Origin of the sequence: Bacteroides sp. An322 (assembly GCF_002161765.1) — a bacterium.
In the GTDB taxonomy this organism is placed as follows: Bacteria; Bacteroidota; Bacteroidia; order Bacteroidales; family Bacteroidaceae; genus Phocaeicola; species Phocaeicola merdavium.
In genome coordinates this window covers 106,261-126,158 of the sequence record NZ_NFIN01000005.1, presented here as the reverse complement: position 1 = coordinate 126,158, position 19,898 = coordinate 106,261, and the positions used below count along the sequence as shown (strand labels likewise).

At 49.7% G+C, this 19,898-nt stretch carries 13 protein-coding genes; 11 read left to right on the top strand and 2 right to left on the bottom strand.

Annotated elements, in window-relative coordinates; all coding sequences use genetic code 11:
• Positions 1-39: 39 nt before the first annotated feature.
• Both B5F91_RS04440 and B5F91_RS04435 read left to right on the top strand, forming a co-directional pair.
• On the top strand, positions 40-2,832 hold the full coding sequence (locus tag B5F91_RS04440; protein ID WP_087427906.1) for a glycoside hydrolase family 2 TIM barrel-domain containing protein: 2,793 nt from the start codon (positions 40-42) through the stop codon (positions 2,830-2,832).
• A 145-nt stretch (positions 2,833-2,977) separates the two neighbouring features.
• A complete protein-coding gene (locus B5F91_RS04435) occupies positions 2,978-3,865 on the top strand; it encodes an AraC family transcriptional regulator (RefSeq protein WP_087427905.1) in 888 nt (295 codons plus the stop codon).
• 129 nt (positions 3,866-3,994) lie between these two features.
• Here B5F91_RS04435 and B5F91_RS15160 read toward each other — a convergent pair whose 3' ends face one another.
• Positions 3,995-4,144, bottom strand: a complete 150-nt coding sequence (locus B5F91_RS15160; protein ID WP_158099891.1) for a hypothetical protein — start codon at positions 4,142-4,144, stop codon at positions 3,995-3,997.
• Positions 4,145-4,432: 288 nt separating this feature from the next.
• Here B5F91_RS15160 and B5F91_RS04430 point away from each other — a divergent pair, with 288 nt between their 5' ends.
• From B5F91_RS04430 to B5F91_RS04395, 8 genes are all read left to right on the top strand, one after another.
• The gene (locus B5F91_RS04430; RefSeq protein WP_087427904.1) at positions 4,433-5,740 is read left to right on the top strand and encodes a cellulase family glycosylhydrolase; all 1,308 of its coding nucleotides are present in this window, start codon (positions 4,433-4,435) and stop codon (positions 5,738-5,740) included.
• Between the two features lie 175 nt (positions 5,741-5,915).
• Positions 5,916-9,182 (top strand): TonB-dependent receptor, encoded by a 3,267-nt coding sequence (locus tag B5F91_RS04425; protein ID WP_087427903.1) that lies wholly within the window; start codon positions 5,916-5,918, stop codon positions 9,180-9,182.
• Between the two features lie 22 nt (positions 9,183-9,204).
• Entirely contained in the window at positions 9,205-10,914 is a 1,710-nt protein-coding gene (locus tag B5F91_RS04420) for a RagB/SusD family nutrient uptake outer membrane protein (RefSeq protein WP_087427946.1), read from the top strand.
• Positions 10,915-10,934: 20 nt separating this feature from the next.
• On the top strand, positions 10,935-12,191 hold the full coding sequence (locus tag B5F91_RS04415; RefSeq protein WP_087427902.1) for a glycan-binding surface protein: 1,257 nt from the start codon (positions 10,935-10,937) through the stop codon (positions 12,189-12,191).
• A gap of 19 nt (positions 12,192-12,210) precedes the next feature.
• Positions 12,211-14,121: an IPT/TIG domain-containing protein gene (locus B5F91_RS04410; protein ID WP_087427901.1), complete on the top strand. Its 1,911-nt coding sequence runs from the start codon at positions 12,211-12,213 to the stop codon at positions 14,119-14,121.
• A gap of 9 nt (positions 14,122-14,130) precedes the next feature.
• Positions 14,131-15,495 carry a glycosyl hydrolase gene (locus tag B5F91_RS04405; RefSeq protein WP_087427900.1) on the top strand — a complete coding sequence of 455 codons (1,365 nt, stop codon included), beginning with the start codon at positions 14,131-14,133 and terminating at the stop codon, positions 15,493-15,495.
• 127 nt (positions 15,496-15,622) lie between these two features.
• Positions 15,623-16,723: a glycosyl hydrolase gene (locus B5F91_RS04400; RefSeq protein WP_087427899.1), complete on the top strand. Its 1,101-nt coding sequence runs from the start codon at positions 15,623-15,625 to the stop codon at positions 16,721-16,723.
• Positions 16,724-16,881: 158 nt separating this feature from the next.
• A complete protein-coding gene (locus B5F91_RS04395; RefSeq protein ID WP_087427898.1) occupies positions 16,882-18,048 on the top strand; it encodes a glycoside hydrolase family 130 protein in 1,167 nt (388 codons plus the stop codon).
• Here the strand turns inward: B5F91_RS04395 and B5F91_RS04390 are convergent.
• Positions 17,958-18,464 carry a hypothetical protein gene (locus tag B5F91_RS04390; protein ID WP_144025075.1) on the bottom strand — a complete coding sequence of 169 codons (507 nt, stop codon included), beginning with the start codon at positions 18,462-18,464 and terminating at the stop codon, positions 17,958-17,960. The two genes, B5F91_RS04395 and B5F91_RS04390, sit on opposite strands and share 91 nt — an antisense overlap.
• Before the next feature lie 30 nt (positions 18,465-18,494).
• On the opposite strand from B5F91_RS04390, the gene B5F91_RS04385 reads away from it, so the two are divergent.
• On the top strand, positions 18,495-19,877 hold the full coding sequence (locus B5F91_RS04385; protein WP_087427896.1) for an MFS transporter: 1,383 nt from the start codon (positions 18,495-18,497) through the stop codon (positions 19,875-19,877).
• The last annotated feature ends 21 nt before the right edge of the window (positions 19,878-19,898 follow it).

Here is a 19,898-nt window from a genome sequence, read left to right as displayed (position 1 = left end):
GTTTTTGCGTCTCTGCGTTCAATTAAAACAACAACTACAATGAAACAAGTCTTTCTTTCGCTTGCAACTATACTCTGCTTCTTGTGCGCACAAGCCCAAGAACGCCCTTTTCTTCCCTTGTCTGGCACATGGGAAAGCTCTTTAGGAACCTGCTCCCTTCCGGGCACCACCGATGAGAATAAGTTAGGCAATCCGGCACAAGAGCCGTATGCCACCTCCCAGTTGACCCGTCTCTATGCGTATAGCGGACAAGTGACCTACGAACGTGATTTCACTTTGCCCGAAGACTTTGCAGGAAAGAAGCTCCGCCTGATTATGGAACGCACCAAGCCCAGCACGCTTTGGATAGACGGAGACAGCATCGGAAGCCTGACCCACCTCTATGCCCCGCATTGCTATGAGCTTCCTCCTCTCCAGCCGGGCAAGCATCACATCGCTATCCGGATAGATAATTCCGAGACTTCTGTACCCAAAGAGATACAAGGCTCGCATGCTTGGAGCGATGCCACTCAGACCAACTGGAACGGTATCTTGGGACGGTTCGGCATCGAAGCCCGCGATGAAGCCTATATAAATAAGGTAGAGGTCTACCCCTCACTCATCCGGAAACGTGCCCTCGTAAAGCTGACCGTATGCACCGAGCGGTATGAAGACGCTACGGTACGCATCGAAGGCGAAGCATGGAATACACCCGAAACCCATATCCTCCCCACACTGGAACAAAAAATACCCGTCCAGCCCGGAACGACTTCGTTTACCCTTACGCTCGACATGGGAGACTCGCCTCTGCTCTGGAGTGAGTTTCATCCTGCCCTCTACCGGCTTCGCATCAGCCTCGATACCGACCATACGCACGACACACAGAGCGTAGATTTCGGCATGCGCGAGTTCCGTACCGAAGGCACCCAATTCGTATTGAATGATAAGAAAATCTTCCTTCGGGGAAAACACGACGGATGTACCTTTCCTCTGACCGGCTATACTCCGATGGATGTAGAGTCCTGGCGCAAAGTGTTCCAGACCGCAAAGCGTTACGGCATCAACCATTACCGATGCCACTCGTACACGCCTTCCGAAGCAGCCCTGAAAGCCGCCGACATCGAAGGCATCTATTTCCAAATCGAATTGCCCCTATGGGGAACTATCGAACGGAAGAATACCAACCTCAACACGTTCTTGAAACGGGAAGGCGACATGATGCTCGACTGGTTGGGCAATCATCCTTCGTTTATGATGATGGGCTTAGGAAATGAACTGAACGGCGAAGTGGAAGTGATGCGCGAATGGCTCTCCGACTTCCAGCAGAAAGACCCTCGCCACCTGTATTGCTTCGGTTCGAACAATAATTTGGGCTGGAAAGGTCCGCAAGACGGAGAAGACTTTTTCGTGACATGCCGGGTAGGCGGAGGTGAAGGATATTCCACCCATGTGCGTACCTCCTTCGCCTATGTGGATGCGGAAAAGGGCGGAATCCTCAACAATACCCGTCCCAATACGATAGCCAACTATGCGCAAGCCATCGCCCGATGCCCTCGTCCGGTAATAGGACACGAGACCTGCCAGTTCCAAATCTATCCCGATTACCAACAGATTCCGAAATACAAAGGCGTGTTATACCCTTATAACTTAGAAATCTTCCGCGAACGCCTGAAAGAGAATCATTTGTACGACCAAGCCGAAACCTTCCACCGCGCTACGGGACATTTCTCTGTAGAATGCTACAAAGCCGATATCGAATACGCCTTACGCACGCCCGGATTCGGAGGATTCCAAATGCTCGACCTGCAAGATTATCCCGGACAAGGCTCGGCATTAGTAGGCATACTCGATGCTTTTATGGAAACCAAAGGCATTGTAGACCCTGAAACCTTCTATGGCTTCTGTGCTCCGGTAGTCCCCTTAGCGGAAATGAAAGACTTCTGCTGGCGGAATACCCAAACGCTCCAAATGCGTATAGCCCTCTCGAATTACGAGGAAAACGATTGGAACACCCCTATCTGTTGGCAATTGATATCGGATGACGGGACATGGGAAAGGCAAGGCACCCTTGCCTGCTCCGCTCCCCAAGGCAACGTAACCCCAATAGGAAACATCGAACTTCCCCTAAGCGACCTGAAAACCGCCCAACGCCTGACCCTGAACCTGCAAACCGGAACGTACCACAATTATTACCACCTCTGGGTATATCCCGAAGACCAAGAGGACACGGACGGGATTTACATCGACTCCTTACTCAACAAGCAGGTGAAATCGAAATTAGCGAAAGGAGCTACGGTACTCTTGCTCCCGCGCCACAAAGACATCGAGAAACAAAGCGTAGGCGGCATGTTCACGCCCGACTATTGGAATTACGCCATGTTCAAGACCATATCGGAAAATGCAGGCAAGGAAGTATCTCCGGGCACCATGTCTATCTTGGCAGACCCCGCACATCCTTTGTTCCGGCATTTCCCCACCGAAGAACATAGCGACTGGCAATGGTGGAGCATCGCCCGAAACTCGCGTCCGATGATATTAGATAACACCTGTAAGGCGTATCGCCCCGTATTGCAAGTGATAGACAACATCGAACGCAACCACAAGTTAGGCATCGTCTTCGAGTTCCGCATCGGGAAAGGCAAGCTCTTGGTCTGCACTACCGACCTCAATGCCATTCAGGACACACCCGAAGGCAACCAGTTCCGCACTGCCCTGCTCCGCTATGCAAAGTCGGCACAATTCCAGCCCGACACCGCCCTAAGCTGGGAAGAACTGACCGGGCTCTTCACCGGAACCGTCACCCAACGGGATATACAAGGCGTAGAAAACCAATCGGACTATACCAAGAAATGAATATATCATTCACCACAGACTTAACTGATTAATAATGAACAATTAATAGTTAATAAGGCAACAATATACCGTTATTCATTATTCACTCTTAATTATTAATTGGTTAAATCTGTGTAATCTGTGGTGAACCTTAAAACCAAATACCATGATAGTACAAGAAAAGAACGTTATCCGCGAAATCACTCCCCTTTCGGAGAAAGATTGCTTCTACATCGCAGACCGGAGGAAAAGCGAATTTACTTACCCGATGCATTGCCACAAAGAGTTCGAACTGAACTTTGTCATCAATGCACCCGGCGTACAACGCATCGTGGGAGACTCAGCGGAAGTAATCGGCGACTATGATTTAGTGCTTATCACCAGTCCCGACTTGGAACACGTGTGGGAGCAACACGATTGCATAAGCAAGGATGTACGCGAAATCACCATCCAGTTCTCGCCTCAGTTTATGAAAACCCTGCTTGCCACCAACCAGTTTGCCCGCGTGTCCAAGATGTTCGACAAAGCGCAAAACGGCTTGTGTTTCCCGGTTTCCGCCATTATGAAAGTCTATTCCATCCTCGACAAGCTGCCCGATACGAAAGGCTTTTATGCCGTAACCAGCTTCCTTACCTTATTATATGAACTATCAATGTTCACCGATGAAGCCCGCGTGCTCTCCAGTTCCTCATTCGCCAAAATCGAGCAACACTCTGATAGCCGGAGGGTACAGAAAGTGCAGGATTACATCAATAAACATTACAAAGAAGAAATCCGGTTGGGGCAATTAGCGGATATGGTGGGTATGACGGAAGTATCGTTCAGCCGTTTCTTCAAGCTCCGCACGGGCAAGACCCTGCAAGACTACATCACCGATATCCGCTTGGGATATGCCCTGCGCATGTTGGTATATACCACCATGAGCATTGCCGAAATCTGCTACGAATCGGGCTTCAATAACCTTTCAAACTTCAACCGCATCTTCAAGAAGAAGAAAATGGTATCGCCAAAAGACTTCCGTGCCAACTATAAAAAGAAGCGTATCCTGATTTAAGCTGTTCTTTTATCGAACGCAGAGACACAAAAACGCAATGTCTTTATTTTAGAAACTGTTTTGATTTAACTCGATAGTTTGTTAAGCAAGCTATGAGCCAATGTATTGTTGAAAGGTATAGAATCTGTTTCAGGTAGTCTCCTTTTTACGTTCTCCGTCCCAAAACCGTACGGTTTCCGAACCAAAAACATACGGTTTTGGGACGGAGAACGTACGGTTTTGAGACGGAAACCATAAAAGGATGCCGTCTGCATCGGCAACATAACCCAGGTGTTTCATGTTTTGAAAGCATTTGGAATTTACTTATAATGTCCGTTACATTTTTCTTTGACTAATTCAAAACAGTTTCTAAAATAAAGACTTTGCGTTTTTGCGTCTCTGCGTTTTTACAATCATATAACTGGCTCCGCGTGACGATTACTAATCGTACCGGCATAGCAGTTATATCCCGTTGGGATAGCAATAAACTTTGATTCATATCAATTCTTTATAAAATCGGATAAGATAGTATCAATTTCGTATTTCCATTCTGCCTACCTTTGCATTATAAACAAAATCTAATAGCTTATGTGGAAACAAACTATTTTATCCGCCGTGCTTTTATCAGCACTCTTTATCGGTTGTACATCAACCCCGAAAGAAACCCCTTCACCGTTCATCCAAGTCAAGAACGGCCAGTTCATCCGTAACGGACAACCTTATTATTATATAGGAACCAATTTCTGGTACGGAGCCATCCTTGCCTCGGAAGGCACGGGAGGAAACCGCGAACGCCTTCATCAAGAACTCGACTCATTGAAAGCCATCGGCATAGACAACTTACGCATCTTAGTCGGAGCAGACGGGAAGCGGGGTGTGCCTACAAAAGTGGAACCTACCTTGCAAGAAGCTCCCGGCGTGTATAATGATACTATTTTAGCCGGATTAGACTATTTGTTAGCAGAAATGGAGAAACGCGATATGGTGGCGGTGCTCTACCTGAACAACTCATGGGAATGGAGCGGAGGCTATAGCCAATACCTTGCCTGGGCAAAAGGAGACAAAGCCCCCGTCCCAGCCATAGACGGATGGCCCGCCTTTATGGACTATGTGAAAGAGTTCGTGGTATCAGATAGCGCACAAGCCTTGTTCGCCAACCACGTGAAATACATCCTCGCCCGTACCAACCGATATACCCATCGGAAATATACGGAAGACCCGACCATCATGTCGTGGCAAATCGGGAACGAGCCTCGTGCTTTCTCCACCGAACATAAAGAAGCCTTTGCCCGATGGATGAGCCGGACATCCGCACTCATCCGTTCGCTCGACCCGAACCACCTGATTTCTACGGGAAGCGAAGGAAAGCACGGATGCGAGGAAGACATCGCTCTCTTCGAGCAAATCCATGCCGATGCGAACATCGACTACATGAACATCCACATCTGGCCCTATAACTGGGGCTGGGCACCGAAAGACAGCATTCAAGAAAATGTAGGGAAAGCGTGTGCAAACACCAAAGCCTACATCGACGAGCATCTGAATATAGCAAAAAAGTATCAGAAACCTCTTGTATTGGAAGAGTTCGGTTATCCGCGCGACGGTTTTCAATTTGGTACACATATATCTACTCATGCCCGTGACGGGTATTACACATGTATCTTTGATTTAATAGTTGAACATGCAAAAAGCAATAGCCTACTGGCTGGTTGCAATTTCTGGGGCTGGGGCGGCTTAGCCGTACCCTCCTCAGAACACATCTTCTGGCAACCCGGAGATGATTACACGGGAGACCCCGCTCAAGAAGAGCAAGGATTGAACTCGGTATTCGCTTCCGACACCAGTACCGTAAGCCTCATCCGGAAAGCAAATACAGCATTGGGGAATCGTAATTAACCTGTGCGCAACAATTATTACAAAGGTGTATCAGGTTTGATAAAAAAGTATTAGTTTATCCTAATGATACGCCATACCTTTGCAATGTGAGAAACAACAAATGAGGCGGTGTAGTTACCGAATAAAACGGCTATTATACGAACCTTAAATTATTAACAATTCATTCCTTTTTATCATGAACAAGCATGCAAGAAAAGCCGCACTCGCGGCAGGGATGTGTTTATCCTTCATCGGCATAAGCACTCCGCAAGCATTGGCAGTCCCGACTGGACTTTACGCCTCGCAACAGGCAAAGAAAGTATCGGGAGTCATCATCGATGCCACGGGACTTCCTGTCATCGGGGCAAACGTACTTGAGAAAGGCACAACAAATGGTGTCATCACTGACTTGGACGGTAATTTCACCCTCAACGTGAAACCGGGCGCTACACTGGTCGTTACCTACATCGGCTATCAAACACAAGAAATCGAAGTAGGAAACCAAACTACCTTTAATATTACCTTAAAAGAAGATTCCGAAATGCTGGATGAAGTCGTTGTCGTAGGATATGGTACGATGAAGAAAAGTGACCTTTCGGGTGCATCGGTTTCTATGGGCGAAGATGACATTAAAGGTTCGGTCATTACCAACCTCGACCAATCCTTGCAAGGACGTGCAGCCGGTGTAGCTGCGGTCAGCACTTCGGGTGCTCCGGGCTCATCTTCTTCTATCCGTGTGCGTGGTCAAGCTACCATTAACTCGAACGCCGAACCACTTTACGTGATTGACGGTGTCATCGTGCAAGGAGGCGGACAAAGCGGAAGCAGCTTCGGTTTAGGAGATGCACTTGGAAACGGTTCGGTATCAACTATCTCTCCGCTTTCTACTATCAACCCGCAAGATATCGTATCTATGGAAATCTTGAAAGATGCTTCTGCCACCGCTATTTATGGTGCGCAAGGTGCAAACGGTGTTGTGTTGATTACAACCAAACGCGGTAAAGCGGGTGAAGCCAAATTCACCTACGACGGCATGATGGCTGTGCAACGCCAAACCAAACGGCTCGACATCATGAACCTGCGCGAATTTGCTAACTTCTACAATGATTTCGTAAACGTGGGCGAACTGGAACCGAGCAGCATCTACGGTGATCCGTCTTTGTTAGGTGTAGGAACCAACTGGCAAGACGCGATTTTCCGTACCGCCCTCCAACACCAACATCAAGTATCGGCACAAGGCGGTACAGAAAAGATAAAATACTATGTATCCGGATCGTATATGGACCAAGACGGTACGTTGATAGGCTCCAGTTTCAATCGTTATTCGTTCCGCACCAACTTGGACGCAGAATTGAAACCGTGGTTGAAAATCGGATTGAACGCCACCTATTCGTCTACCAAAGACGACTTGAAGTTAGCAGATAGTGACCAAGGTATCATCAATTACTCCTTGACCACTCCACCGGATATACCTATTTATGACATCGACGGGAATTACTCATCCGTAATCCGCGAAGGATACACCAGTCCTAACCCTATCGCCTTGGCACTAATGGATCAAATCCTGCTTTATCGCCAAAAGCTAACCGGAAGTATTTTCGCAGATGTAACCCTGATGAAGAACCTGACTTGGCACGCAGAGTTCGGTTACGACATCAGCTATAGTAAAGGCGAACGCTACCAGCCGAGAGTAGATTTAGGAAACTGGAAGCGGGACAGCAACATGAGTTCCATTCAAAAGAATAACAGTACTTTCTGGCAACTGAAAAACTACGTAACTTACAACGGGCAAATAGACAAACACAGTTTCACGGCGATGGTAGGACAAGAAATGTGGGCTTCGAACTACGACAATACCTCGATACAGAACACCAACTTGGCATCAGACGCCGTACATAATCCGGCTTTAGGTGCAGGTACTCCTTCTATCAATGCAGGGTTCGGAAGTTCAGCCATGTCGTCGTTCTTCACCCGTCTGACCTATAACTACGATGACCGTTATTTAGGAACTTACACCTACCGTTACGACGGTTCGTCCAACTTCGGTCCGGAAAACCGCTGGGCAGGCTTCCATGCGGTAGCAGCCTCTTGGCGTTTCTCGAATGAAGCATTCTTTGAGCCTATCCGCAACGTAATAAACAACGGTAAATTGCGCCTCGGCTGGGGACAAACCGGTAACTCAAACATCGGCGGATACCGCTGGGGAGCTTCTATTTCACGTATGCCAACCGGACTGGGTTTAGGCTACCGCCAGTCGAACATTGCCAATCCGGGCGTAAAATGGGAAACTCAAGAACAAGTGAACGTAGGTCTCGACTTGGGATTCTTCAATGACCGTATCGGGTTAGTAGTAGACTGGTATAAGAAAGTTTCAAAAGACATGTTGATGTCACTCCAATTGCCTTCTTATATGGGTACATCGGGAAATGCCTCCTCCGTACTTGCCGCTCCAATGGGAAACTACGGTGACATTGAGAACACCGGTTGGGAAATCACCTTAAATACTCATCCGCTTATCGGAGAGTTCCAATGGGATTCCGACTTCCAAATCTCATTCAACAAAAACAAGTTACGTGCATTGGACGGCACTGCCAATGCGCAAATCGTGGGTTACGGACAATGGAGCGATGTGGTAAGTGTATCGGAAGTAGGCGAATCGCTCTATAATTTCTATGGCTATGTATGCGACGGTGTGTACGAAGACCTGCGCGACCTGCAAACCTCACCGAAACCTGCCAAATATCCCGCCAACGGTGTGTTCAACCGCACCAATACCGTATGGGTAGGCGACATTAAATATAAGGATTTGAACGGAGACGGTGTTATTGATGAAAACGACCGCACCAACATCGGTTCACCGCTACCTAAGTTCACCTTCGGTTGGAATAACTCGTTCCGTTACAAGAATTTCGACCTGACCATCTTCCTGAACGGTTCGTATGGCAATAAGGTATTTAACTATATGGCAATGAAACTGACGCACATGAACTCGCCTTGGCAAAATCAGTTGAACTCGGTAAATGACCGTGCGCAAATTGTAGCCATTGACCCGAACAAAGACTACTCGCAAGGAGTAAACGTAAACGGCGTAACCGTATGGAACTGGTACGATGATATTACCAATGTAAAGGTAGCCAACTCCGGTACAAAAACCCCTCGTGCCTCTATCCAAGACCCGAACGATAACGACCGCATCAGTGACCGTTACATCGAAGACGGCTCATACATCCGTCTGAAGAACATCACGTTAGGATATACGTTTCCGAGTAAAATCATCAACAAATGGGGATTGGATAACTTGCGCATCTATGCCAACATTCAGAACCTGCTGACCATTACCGGCTATGACGGTTATGACCCCGAAATCGGTGCCAGCACTGCCAGCATGAATGTGTACGGACTGGATAACGGACGTTACCCCTCACCGACGGTTTATTCATTTGGATTGAACATTTCTTTCTAACTTTATTAACATGACAAAAATTATGAAACTGAATACAATCAAATACTTAGCACTGGCAGCAATCTTCGGAACAGGCTTGACTTCTTGCGAAGATTTTCTGGACCGTCCGGCAGAAGACACCTACAACGTAGACAACTTCTACGCTAATGACAACCAGTGCCTCCAAGGTGTAAATCCGCTCTACAATTCGCCGTGGTTCGACTTCTCACGCGGATTCTTCAAAGTAGCCGAAGTGCTTTCAGGAAACTACTACTGGGGCTCGTCACCTTACCTTACGTTCACAGTAAACGGTACGGATGAAGACTTGATTAATATGTCTTACTCCTTATGGTCGGTTAATGCATACGCCAACACCATCCGCGAACGTCTCGCTACAGCCAACGCTTCGCCCGAAACCATCAACACCTGCATCGGCGAATGCTTGACCTGGAAAGCCATGGCATACTTCTACTTGGTACGCATCTTCGGTGCCGTACCTATCGTACATAGCAATTCAGCGGACATCGCCGCAGGAAATTACAACGAAAAGTATAAAGTACAAGTGCCCGATGTGTACGAATACATCATCATGACCTTGGAGAAAGCCATCGAATTGCTTCCGCCGACCAACGCCGAAGGACGCATCGACCAATATACAGCCAAAGGATTGTTGGCGAAAGTCTACCTCACCAAATCGGGTTATGGCATGAGCGGCTCACGCAACGAAGAGGACTTGCGCCAAGCAGCAGCCTACGCCAAAGATGTCATTGATAACTCCGGGCGCCATTTGTTAGGAAATTACGCCGATATCTTCCGTTTGGCTAACAACTTCAACGAAGAATGCCTTTTGTCATGGCATTGGTCTCCTTCCACCGAAGTATGGACCTGCCAAAACCAAATGCAATCCGACCTTGCCATCGTAGGCTTCGATGAATTCGGAGATTGTTGGGGAGGCTATAACGGTCCATCAGTAGACTTGCAAGACGCTTTTGGCGAAAATGCCCTCAGCCCGACACGTTACAATGGAGACGCACGCCGCAAAGCCACGATGATGATGTGCGGTGATGTATACGAATATTTCTGGCAAGACAAGGGCGGATTCAACTACATCGACTTCTGCTTCGGCTATGACGGAGGTCCGAAACAATACCAAAGCGCAACGGGAGCCAATGAAGTGAAACATTTGTATGGAAATGCCAACGACCACTTATCTGCTCTCGGCATATCGGCTTCTTCACAACACAGCGGTTTGAGTACCCACCTGCTTCGCTTGGCTGATGTGTACCTCATCTATGCAGAAGCCATGATAGGCAATGCAGGCTCTACGACAGACGCTTCAGCTATTGATGCATTTTACCAAGTACGCCACCGCTCGGTTAACACCTACGAACGTCCGTCATCCATTACATGGGAAGATGTCTGGAAAGAACGCCGCTTGGAATTGGCATGCGAAGGAGACCGTTGGTATGATTATGTACGCCTTTCGTACTACGACCCAAAACGAGCCATCAACGAACTGACCAACCAACGCCGCGACGTCTATTACGGGCTAGATGACTTGTATGAAGATTATTACAATACAGGCTCATTCACCGTCAACCCAGACGAGCACCGCTATAATCCGGATGCAGTAAAACCCAACGTTACTGTATCAACCTTCACACTTCCGTTCCCGACCGAAGACGTGGTATTCAATCCTCATTTGATGGAAGACCCCATTCACGTGGACGTACGTAGCGAATTCAGTTATTAATCTAAAAAAACAATCAAGCAATGAAAGCAACGAAATACATCAAAGGTCTGGCTCTATTAACCACCTTCTTTGCAGGAGTGGCAATGACTTCATGCGAAGACGAGCCTGACAAATACGAAATAGCCGAAGGGCTGCCCACGGTACATTACGTGCGTCTGCCCGACCCTGAAGTAGCAGACTCGCTGATTACAGGTTCTTACTTATCGAATACAATTTGTATTGTGGGCGACAACCTGCGCAGTGTATACGAATTGTATTTCAATGACCAAAAAGCCATTCTGAACACCAGTCTGATGACCGACCACACCATCATCGTGGATGTACCGTCTGCCATTCCTTCAGTAGTGAGCAACAAAATGTATTTGGTCAACATTAATAAAGATACCGTAGCATACGACTTCAACATCCAAGTTCCTGCTCCGGGAATCACCTCGATGTCGAATGAATATGCCACACCGGGCACTGTAGTCACTATCAACGGAAATTATTTCATTGATGACCCGAACGTACCGCTCAGCATCACCATGGGCAATGTACCTGTAACTGAAATCACCAGCATCAGCCAAAATGCCGTAAGTTTCATGATTCCGCAAGGCGTATCGACCGGCTATATCAATGCAACTTCTATCTACGGTACTGGAAAATCGACCTTCCGCTATATGGAAAGTAATTTGCTGTTCGATTTTGACAACGACGGTGACGATGCCTTATATAATTACAACGGCTGGCACGCTCCTACCATCGGAACGCTCCCCGAAGTGACGCCTATTGATAACAACTACCTGATTTTCCAAGGCAATTTGGATAACGGGACATGGGATGATAGCCATTTCGCATTCGAATACTGGCCCAACGGAGACAATACAACTCCTTATTTGAATACATTGACTGATTTTGAAGATTTAAGCAACCTGCAATTTAAGTTTGAAGTCAACGTTCCCGATGCATGGAGTGCCTGTGCCATGCAGATTATGCTGACCACCAACAATGAAGTAAGCGGCGCAAACCAGAACAATAGTTTCTTCCAGAACGAAACCTTCCCACGCGCCCTTTGGATTCCGTGGCAATCATCGGGAAGCTATACTACCGACGGCTGGACTACGGTTACTATCCCGTTGTCTGAATTCCGTTTCGGCTCTTCCGGAACAGCAATTAACGCACTTTCCGCTACAGATATCACCGGATTGACTATCTTTGTATACGGTGGAGGTGTAAACGGTACGGCATGTACCCCGACTATTTGCATCGACAACATCCGTGTTGTGCCCATTTATTAACCTTTAAAATGCATTTTCAATGAAAACAAATAGAATCTTAACGCTTTGCCTGGCAGGGTTGCTTCTTACGGGAAGCGGCATCTCCTTCACCTCCTGTCAAGGCGACGATGTAGATACCAACCAGTTTACGGGAGGTATCAGTCTGAACGTATTCGGTCCGTGTCCGGTGGCACGTGGAGGCGAACTCCGCTTCATCGGCAGCGGTATGAATCAAGTGACCGCTGTATCCATTCCCGGCTGTGCGGACATCACCAACATACAAGTCATTAGTGACCGTGAAATCCGTGTCACCGTTCCGCAGGAAGCCGAAGAAGGATACGTTATCCTAAGAACGCCTAACGGAGATATCCAGACAGAAACCAAGATAACTTATTCTGAACCTATTACGCTGGATAGCTTCAGTCCCACAAGCGTACTTCCAGGAGAAACCCTTACTATCACAGGCGACTACCTGAACTTGATGCAGAAAGTGATTTTCGCCGATGAAGTGGAAGTGGACTGCACCGACTTCATCGAACATACCCGCCAGCGCATCACACTGACCGTGCCCGAAGAAGCACAAAGCGGACTTATCATCCTTTCGGACACGGCAGACATTCCGAACCAAATCTATTCGGAAGAAGAACTGACGGTCACCCTTCCTTCGGTGAATAACGTCAGCCAACTGAACAATGCCAAACCGGGCAATGCGATAGAGATACAGGGACAACACTTGAATTTGGTGAAACAAGTACGGACCGCCAATGGAAGTGAAGCTGAATTTGCAATAACCAACAATGAAACTCTTCGCTTCGAAATCCCTGCCGATGCAGCCGATGGAGATGTTGTCATGATTCCGGCATCGGGGGTAGAAGTAACCATAGCCCATTTGACTATGGCTGTACCAACCGAAGTGAAAGCAACTCCTGCCACCGGACTTCGTGCAGGAAGCACCCTCACCTTGACAGGAAAAAACATGGAACTGATTACCAATGTTACTTTCCCCAATGTAGCTGAGCCTATAGCTTTAACGTCGCAAACCGAAGAACAAGTGACCGTCGTTATGCCCGAAACGGCACAAAGCGGAAACCTGATGCTGAACACCGGAAGCGGCAAACAAGTATCTGTAGCCATCGAAACATTGAAACCCGTAGTAAGTGGATACAATCCGGCAACCGTATCAGCTGGTGAAAACGTAACGCTGAGCGGAAGCAACCTTGACCTTATCGCTTCCATTACATTCGGCGACGGGGAAGCTGTTGCGGTAACACCAAGCGCAACACCGAATATCGAAGTACCCATCACTACTGCAGAAGGCGAAGTAAGCGTTACCGTCACCATGGCAAACGGTGAAACCATCGCTTGTCCTGCTTTGAACGTAACCAAGCCGCAATGCTGCTACATCACTTCTTGGCAAGAAGGCGACATTAAGTCGGGCGCACTGCTTGAAGTAAGCATCGAAAACGGTGACAAGCTAACCTCTGTACAACTGAACGGAAACACCGTGCAGTATATCGTGCGAGACGGAAGCCTCCTTGTTTCCCTGCCTGCCGATGTATCGGGCAATGCCACACTGACCCTCGTTTCTTCGAACGGCGAAATGCCTTATACGATTAATATCGTTGACGGCTCTGCTGTTGTTATCTATGCCGGACCTGCCGTAAACGCAGGAAACTGGGAAGGTTACGTACAATTAGGCAGCGAACTCTTTGCCGATGCACACGTAGGCTCTATCATCACCGTCTACATCTCCAATATCGGAGCAGACGCACAAGGAGCTTTCCAAAACAGCAGTTGGAGTTCGATTGACCCGGCATACGACGGATTCTCACTTTCTGGCGACTCATTCACGATGACGGTCAACGAGAATATCCTGAGCCAAATCCAATCGGGCGGACTGATTGTAAAAGGAAAGAACTATACCATTGAATCGGTTACCATACTTAATTAATGAAGCCTTATGAAAAAACTACATTTATTATATACCCTCGCTGCGGCAGCCTTTTTATTTGCCGCTTGCGACACTGACGTAGAACATGACATCGCGCAAGTGGATGCTCCGGTATTCGTATCGGCAACTCCTGAAACGGGAAGCACCGTGAAAACAGGCAATGTAACCGTCACCTTGCAATACGACAAGAACATCTATTTCGCTTCCGAAGATGCTAACCAAATCAGCATATCCGACAATGGAACTGTGGTAAGCGCCGATGTTATCGGAATAAGCAACACGTTGACCATTGTGGCAAACTGCCCCAACCGCGGAGCTACTTACACCCTTACTGTCCCTGCCGGACTGGTAACAGGTCCCAATCAAATGCCTGCACCCGAAGTAAGCTTGACACTCTGCACAACCGGACTTGACGCGACACCGGTAAACTCACTGACCGCTGAAGCGCAACAAGTGTACGATTTCTTGGTGGAAAACTTCGAGACCCGCACCCTTTCCGCTACAATGGCTGTAGACGGTGTATCGGGACAGACCGGAAGTTGGAATACCGCCGATGCCGAACAAGTGTACCAATGGACCGGACAATACCCGGCTATGAACTGTTTCGACTACCTGCACTTAGCTGCTTCACCTTCCAGTTGGATGGACTACTCCGACATCACACCGGTAAAAGAGTGGTGGGACAACGGAGGCATCGTACTTGCCATGTGGCACTGGAATGTTCCGAAAACCGAAGGCGATACCGATGCGAACAACTATACCTCAACCTTGAGCGAAACGGCATTCAACATCGATAACGCTTTTACTGAAGGTACATGGGAATACCGCACCGTACAAGCCGACTTAGAAAAAATAGCAGGTTATCTTAAGCAACTGCACGATGCCAACATCCCCGTCATCTGGCGTCCGCTGCACGAAGCGGCAGGAGGTTGGTTCTGGTGGGGCAAGAACGCCGACAGCTTCAAGAAACTTTGGATTCAGATGTTTGATTACTTCAAAACGCAAGGTTTGAATAACCTGATTTGGGTATGGACCAGCGAAACAGGCGATACCGACTGGTATCCGGGTGACGCGTATGTAGACATCATCGGACGTGACCTCTACGGAAACGATGCCGCCGACTGCGGAACGCAATACCAAACCCTCGTAAACGATTTCGGCAACAAGATGATTACCTTGAGCGAATGCGGCTACTCGGAATACACCGACTCTACCGTCGGACTGCTTTCCGAACAATGGAATGCCGGCGCACGCTGGTCGTGGTTTATGCCGTGGTATGATGCGGACAACAGCACTACCCCGCACGCCGACCAAGCTTGGTGGGAAGACGCGATGAGCCAAGACTACGTAATCAAACGCGGCGAATTCAAATAAATGTAATATATCGAACACAGAAACACGAAGACACAGAGAGATAAACTAACTTTGCGAACTTCGTATTCTCAAACTAAAAAACTCTGTGTCTCTGTGCCTCTGTGTTCGATGAAATACCGGAAGACTTATGAAACCAATCCATACAATCCTTGCGGGCACCTGCCTCATCGCTTCGATGACCGCTTGCGCCCCGCAACAAAAAGAAACACCGAAGCCCGAACGCACTCCCGAAGCGCTCGCGATGCTTCAGACACTGAAAACGCTCCCGCAGAAAGGCGTGTTTATGTTCGGACACCACGATGACCCTGTCTACGGCATCGGCTGGGACGGAGACGAAGGACGCAGCGACGTGAAAAGCGTGTGCGGAGATTATCCCGCCGTGATGTCGTTCGACTTGGGACATATCGAATTAGGCGACAGCGTCAATCTCGACAAAGTATCGTTCGACCGCATCCGCCGCGAAGCTGTGGCACAATACGAACGGGGCGGAATGGTGTCGTTCAGCTGGCACCTCGACAATCCGCTGACGGGAAAAGACACCTGGGACGTGTCCGATTCTACCGTCGTGCGCTCCGTATTGCCCGGCGGAGCCAACCACGAGAAATTCATTACGTGGCTGGACCGCGCGGCAGACTATATGAACTCCATCCGCACGGCAGACGGAACAAAAATCCCCGTCCTCTTCCGCCCGTGGCACGAACACACCGGAAGCTGGTTCTGGTGGGGACAGAAGCTTTGCTCTACCGAAGAATATAAGGCGTTGTGGAGCATCACCTACAACCGGATGAAGGAAAAAGGCGCCGACCAACTGCTGTGGGCATACTCGCCGGGCACGGAACCGAACGACACCACCCAGTACTTGGAACGCTATCCGGGCGACAGCATCGTTGACCTTATCGGCGTAGACGCTTACCAATTTAATAAAGACGATTACGAAAAAGCCTTAGACCGCTCGCTCCGCATTATGACCGAAATAGGCAAGGCGCACGATAAAGCCATCGCCGTCACCGAAACCGGATTCGAGACCATCCCCGACTCTACGTGGTGGACGCAGACGCTGATGCCCGTCATCCAGAAATACCCAATCAGCTACGTACTGGTATGGCGCAACGCCCGCGAACGCGAAAACCATTTCTACGCCCCCTATCCGGGACAAGTGTCGGAGAAAGACTTCGTGACGTTCTACAACGACCCGAAAACCCTCTTCGCCGGAGATATGAAAAAGTAAATTAAATAGCACACAGATGACACAGACGAACACAGATTTACACAGAATATATTTTGCAATGCTGTGTCATCTTAGAAAAAATAAAAATCTGTGTTCATCCGTGTCCTTCTGTGTCATCTGTGTGCCATAAAAACATCAACCCATAAACAACCACGAATATGACTCAGTTTGAAGAAAAAGTAAAAGACCTATTTGCACGCCACGAGGCTCTGATTACCCGCAAAAACGAACCCGTAGCCGAAAGCAACGGCGTGTACACACGTTATAAATACCCCGTTCTGACAGCAGCCCACACGCCCGTCTTCTGGCGGTACGACCTCGACGAACGCACCAATCCCTACCTGATGGAACGCATCGGAATGAACGCCGTGCTCAATTCGGGAGCGATTAAATGGAACGGAAAATACCTCCTCGTAGCCCGCGTGGAAGGAGCCGACCGCAAGTCGTTCTTCGCCGTAGCGGAAAGCCCCAACGGGGTAGACAACTTCCGCTTTTGGGACTACCCCGTAACGATGCCCGATGACGTCATCCCCGCCACCAATATCTACGACATGCGCCTCACCGCCCACGAAGACGGTTGGATATACGGCATATTCTGTGCCGAACGCCATGACAACAATGCTCCGGCAGGCGACCTCTCTTCTGCTACAGCCACTGCAGGCATCGCCCGCACCAAAGACTTGAAGACATGGGAACGCCTGCCCGACCTGAAATCGAAGAGCCAGCAGCGTAACGTCGTGCTTCATCCCGAATTTGTCAACGGCAAATACGCCCTCTACACCCGTCCACAAGACGGATTCATCGATGCCGGAAGCGGAGGAGGAATCGGCTGGGCACTGATTGACGACATCACGCATGCCGAAGTGAAGGAAGAGAAAATCATCGACCTCCGCTACTACCACACCATCAAGGAAGTGAAGAACGGCGAGGGACCGCACCCTATCAAGACTCCGAAAGGCTGGCTGCATTTGGCTCACGGCGTACGCGGATGTGCCGCCGGGCTGCGCTACGTATTATATATGTATATGACTTCTTTGGAAGACCCGAGCGAACTTATCGCTTCGCCGGGCGGCTACTTCATGGCTCCCGAAGGTGAAGAACGCGTGGGCGACGTGTCGAACGTGCTCTTCACCAACGGCTGGATTGCCGACGACGACGGCACAGTGTACATCTACTACGCTTCGTCCGACACGCGGATGCACGTAGCGGTTTCCACCGTCGACAAGTTGGTAGACTACTGCATGAACACGCCCCAAGACGGCTTGACCACCACCGCCTCGGTAGAGACGCTGAAGCGGCTTATCGACAAGAACCTGAAGAAATAAAGCCTGCAATTCCTTCCCCACGGCGTGGGCGAGCTTTCCCAAGCTGGGATTCCGTCCCCACAGCGTGGCGAAGCTTTCCCAAGCCGGGATTCCGTCCCCACGCCGTGGGCAAGCTTTCCCAAGCCGGGATTCCGTCCCCACAGCGTGGGCAAGCTTTCCCAAGCCGGGATTCCGTCCCCACAGCGTGGGCAAGCTTTCCCAAGCCGGGATTCCGTCCTGCAACGTGCAGGGAGCTTTCGCAGGCTGGGATTCCGTCCCCACGGCGTGGGGGAGCTTTCGCAGGCTGAGATTTCGTCCCCACGACGTGGGCGAGCTTTCGCAATAGAGCCTTGAAGAGGCTCAACGATACGTAACCGCTCTTGGCAAATCTTCCGCTCATCCGTGATTTGCAATCCGGCGTGACAATAAACAAACATTCCATTTTCAACAAAACAACAAAAAGAACCATGATCAAACTCAAAGAAAAAATCGGATACGGGCTGGGCGACATGGCTTCCTCGATGTTCTGGAAGCTGTTCGGCGCCTACCTGATGATTTTCTATACCGACGTGTTCGGGCTTCCGGCGGCTATGGTGGGGACGATGTTCCTCGTCACCCGCGTGTGGGACTCGGTGTTCGACCCCGTTATCGGCATCATCGCCGACCGCACGTCGAGCCGCTGGGGAAAGTTCCGCCCCTACCTGCTCTTCCTCGCCGTTCCGTTCGGGCTCATCGGCATGCTTACGTTCTATACCCCTCCCTTCGGCGAGGCGGGCAAGCTGGTCTACGCCTACATCACCTACTCGCTGATGATGATGGTCTATTCGGGCATCAACGTGCCCTACGCATCGCTGCTGGGCGTGATGAGCCCCGACCCGAAGGAGCGCGGCACGCTTTCGACGTTCCGCATGATGTTCGCCTACATCGGCAGCTTCATCGCCCTCTTGCTGTTTATGCCCATGGCGAACGCCTTCAGCGGGCACAGTTCCGACCCTGTGGCGCAACAGCACGGCTGGCTGATGGCTGTGGCGGTCATCGCCGTGATGTGCGTCGTGCTTTTCTTGGGCTGCTTCTCGTGGACCAAAGAGCGGGTGAAGCCTATCAACGAGGCGAAGACTTCGCTGAAGGACGACGTGCGCGACCTGTTCCACAACCGCCCGTGGTGGATTCTGTTCGGCGCGGGAATCGCTTCGTTAGTCTTCAATTCTATCCGAGACGGGGCGGCGGTGTACTACTTTAAATACTACATCGTGGAGGCGGACTACCACGTCATTTCGCTCTTCGGGATGTCGTTCGTGCTGAGCGGGTTGTTCCTCTCCGTAGGACAGGCGGCGAACATCATCGGCGTGGTGTTGGCTGCTCCGGTCAGCAACCGCATCGGCAAGAAGAACACCTTCGCCATCGCGATGCTCGCGGCTACGGCACTCAGCATCGTCTTTTACTGGTTCGACAAGGACGACCTCGTGTGGATATTCGTCTTCCAATGCCTCATCAGCATCTGCGCCGGAAGCATCTTCCCGCTCTTGTGGTCGATGTACGCCGACTGCGCCGACTATTCGGAGTTGCGCAGCGGGAACCGTGCCACGGGGCTTATCTTCAGTGCTTCATCGATGAGCCAGAAGTTCGGTTGGGCGATAGGCACAGCGGTGACGGGCTGGCTCCTCTCCTACTTCGGTTTCCAGGCGAACGCCGAGCAGAGCGCCGAGACCATCCAAGGCATCAAGATGTTCCTGAGCTGGCTTCCCGGAGCGGCGGCATTCGTCTCGATGCTCTTCGTCATCGGCTATCCCTTAGGCGAGCAAAAGATGAAGGAAATCATCGGCAAGCTGAATGAAAAACGGAAAAAATGAAAAACAAACGCAGAGACGCAA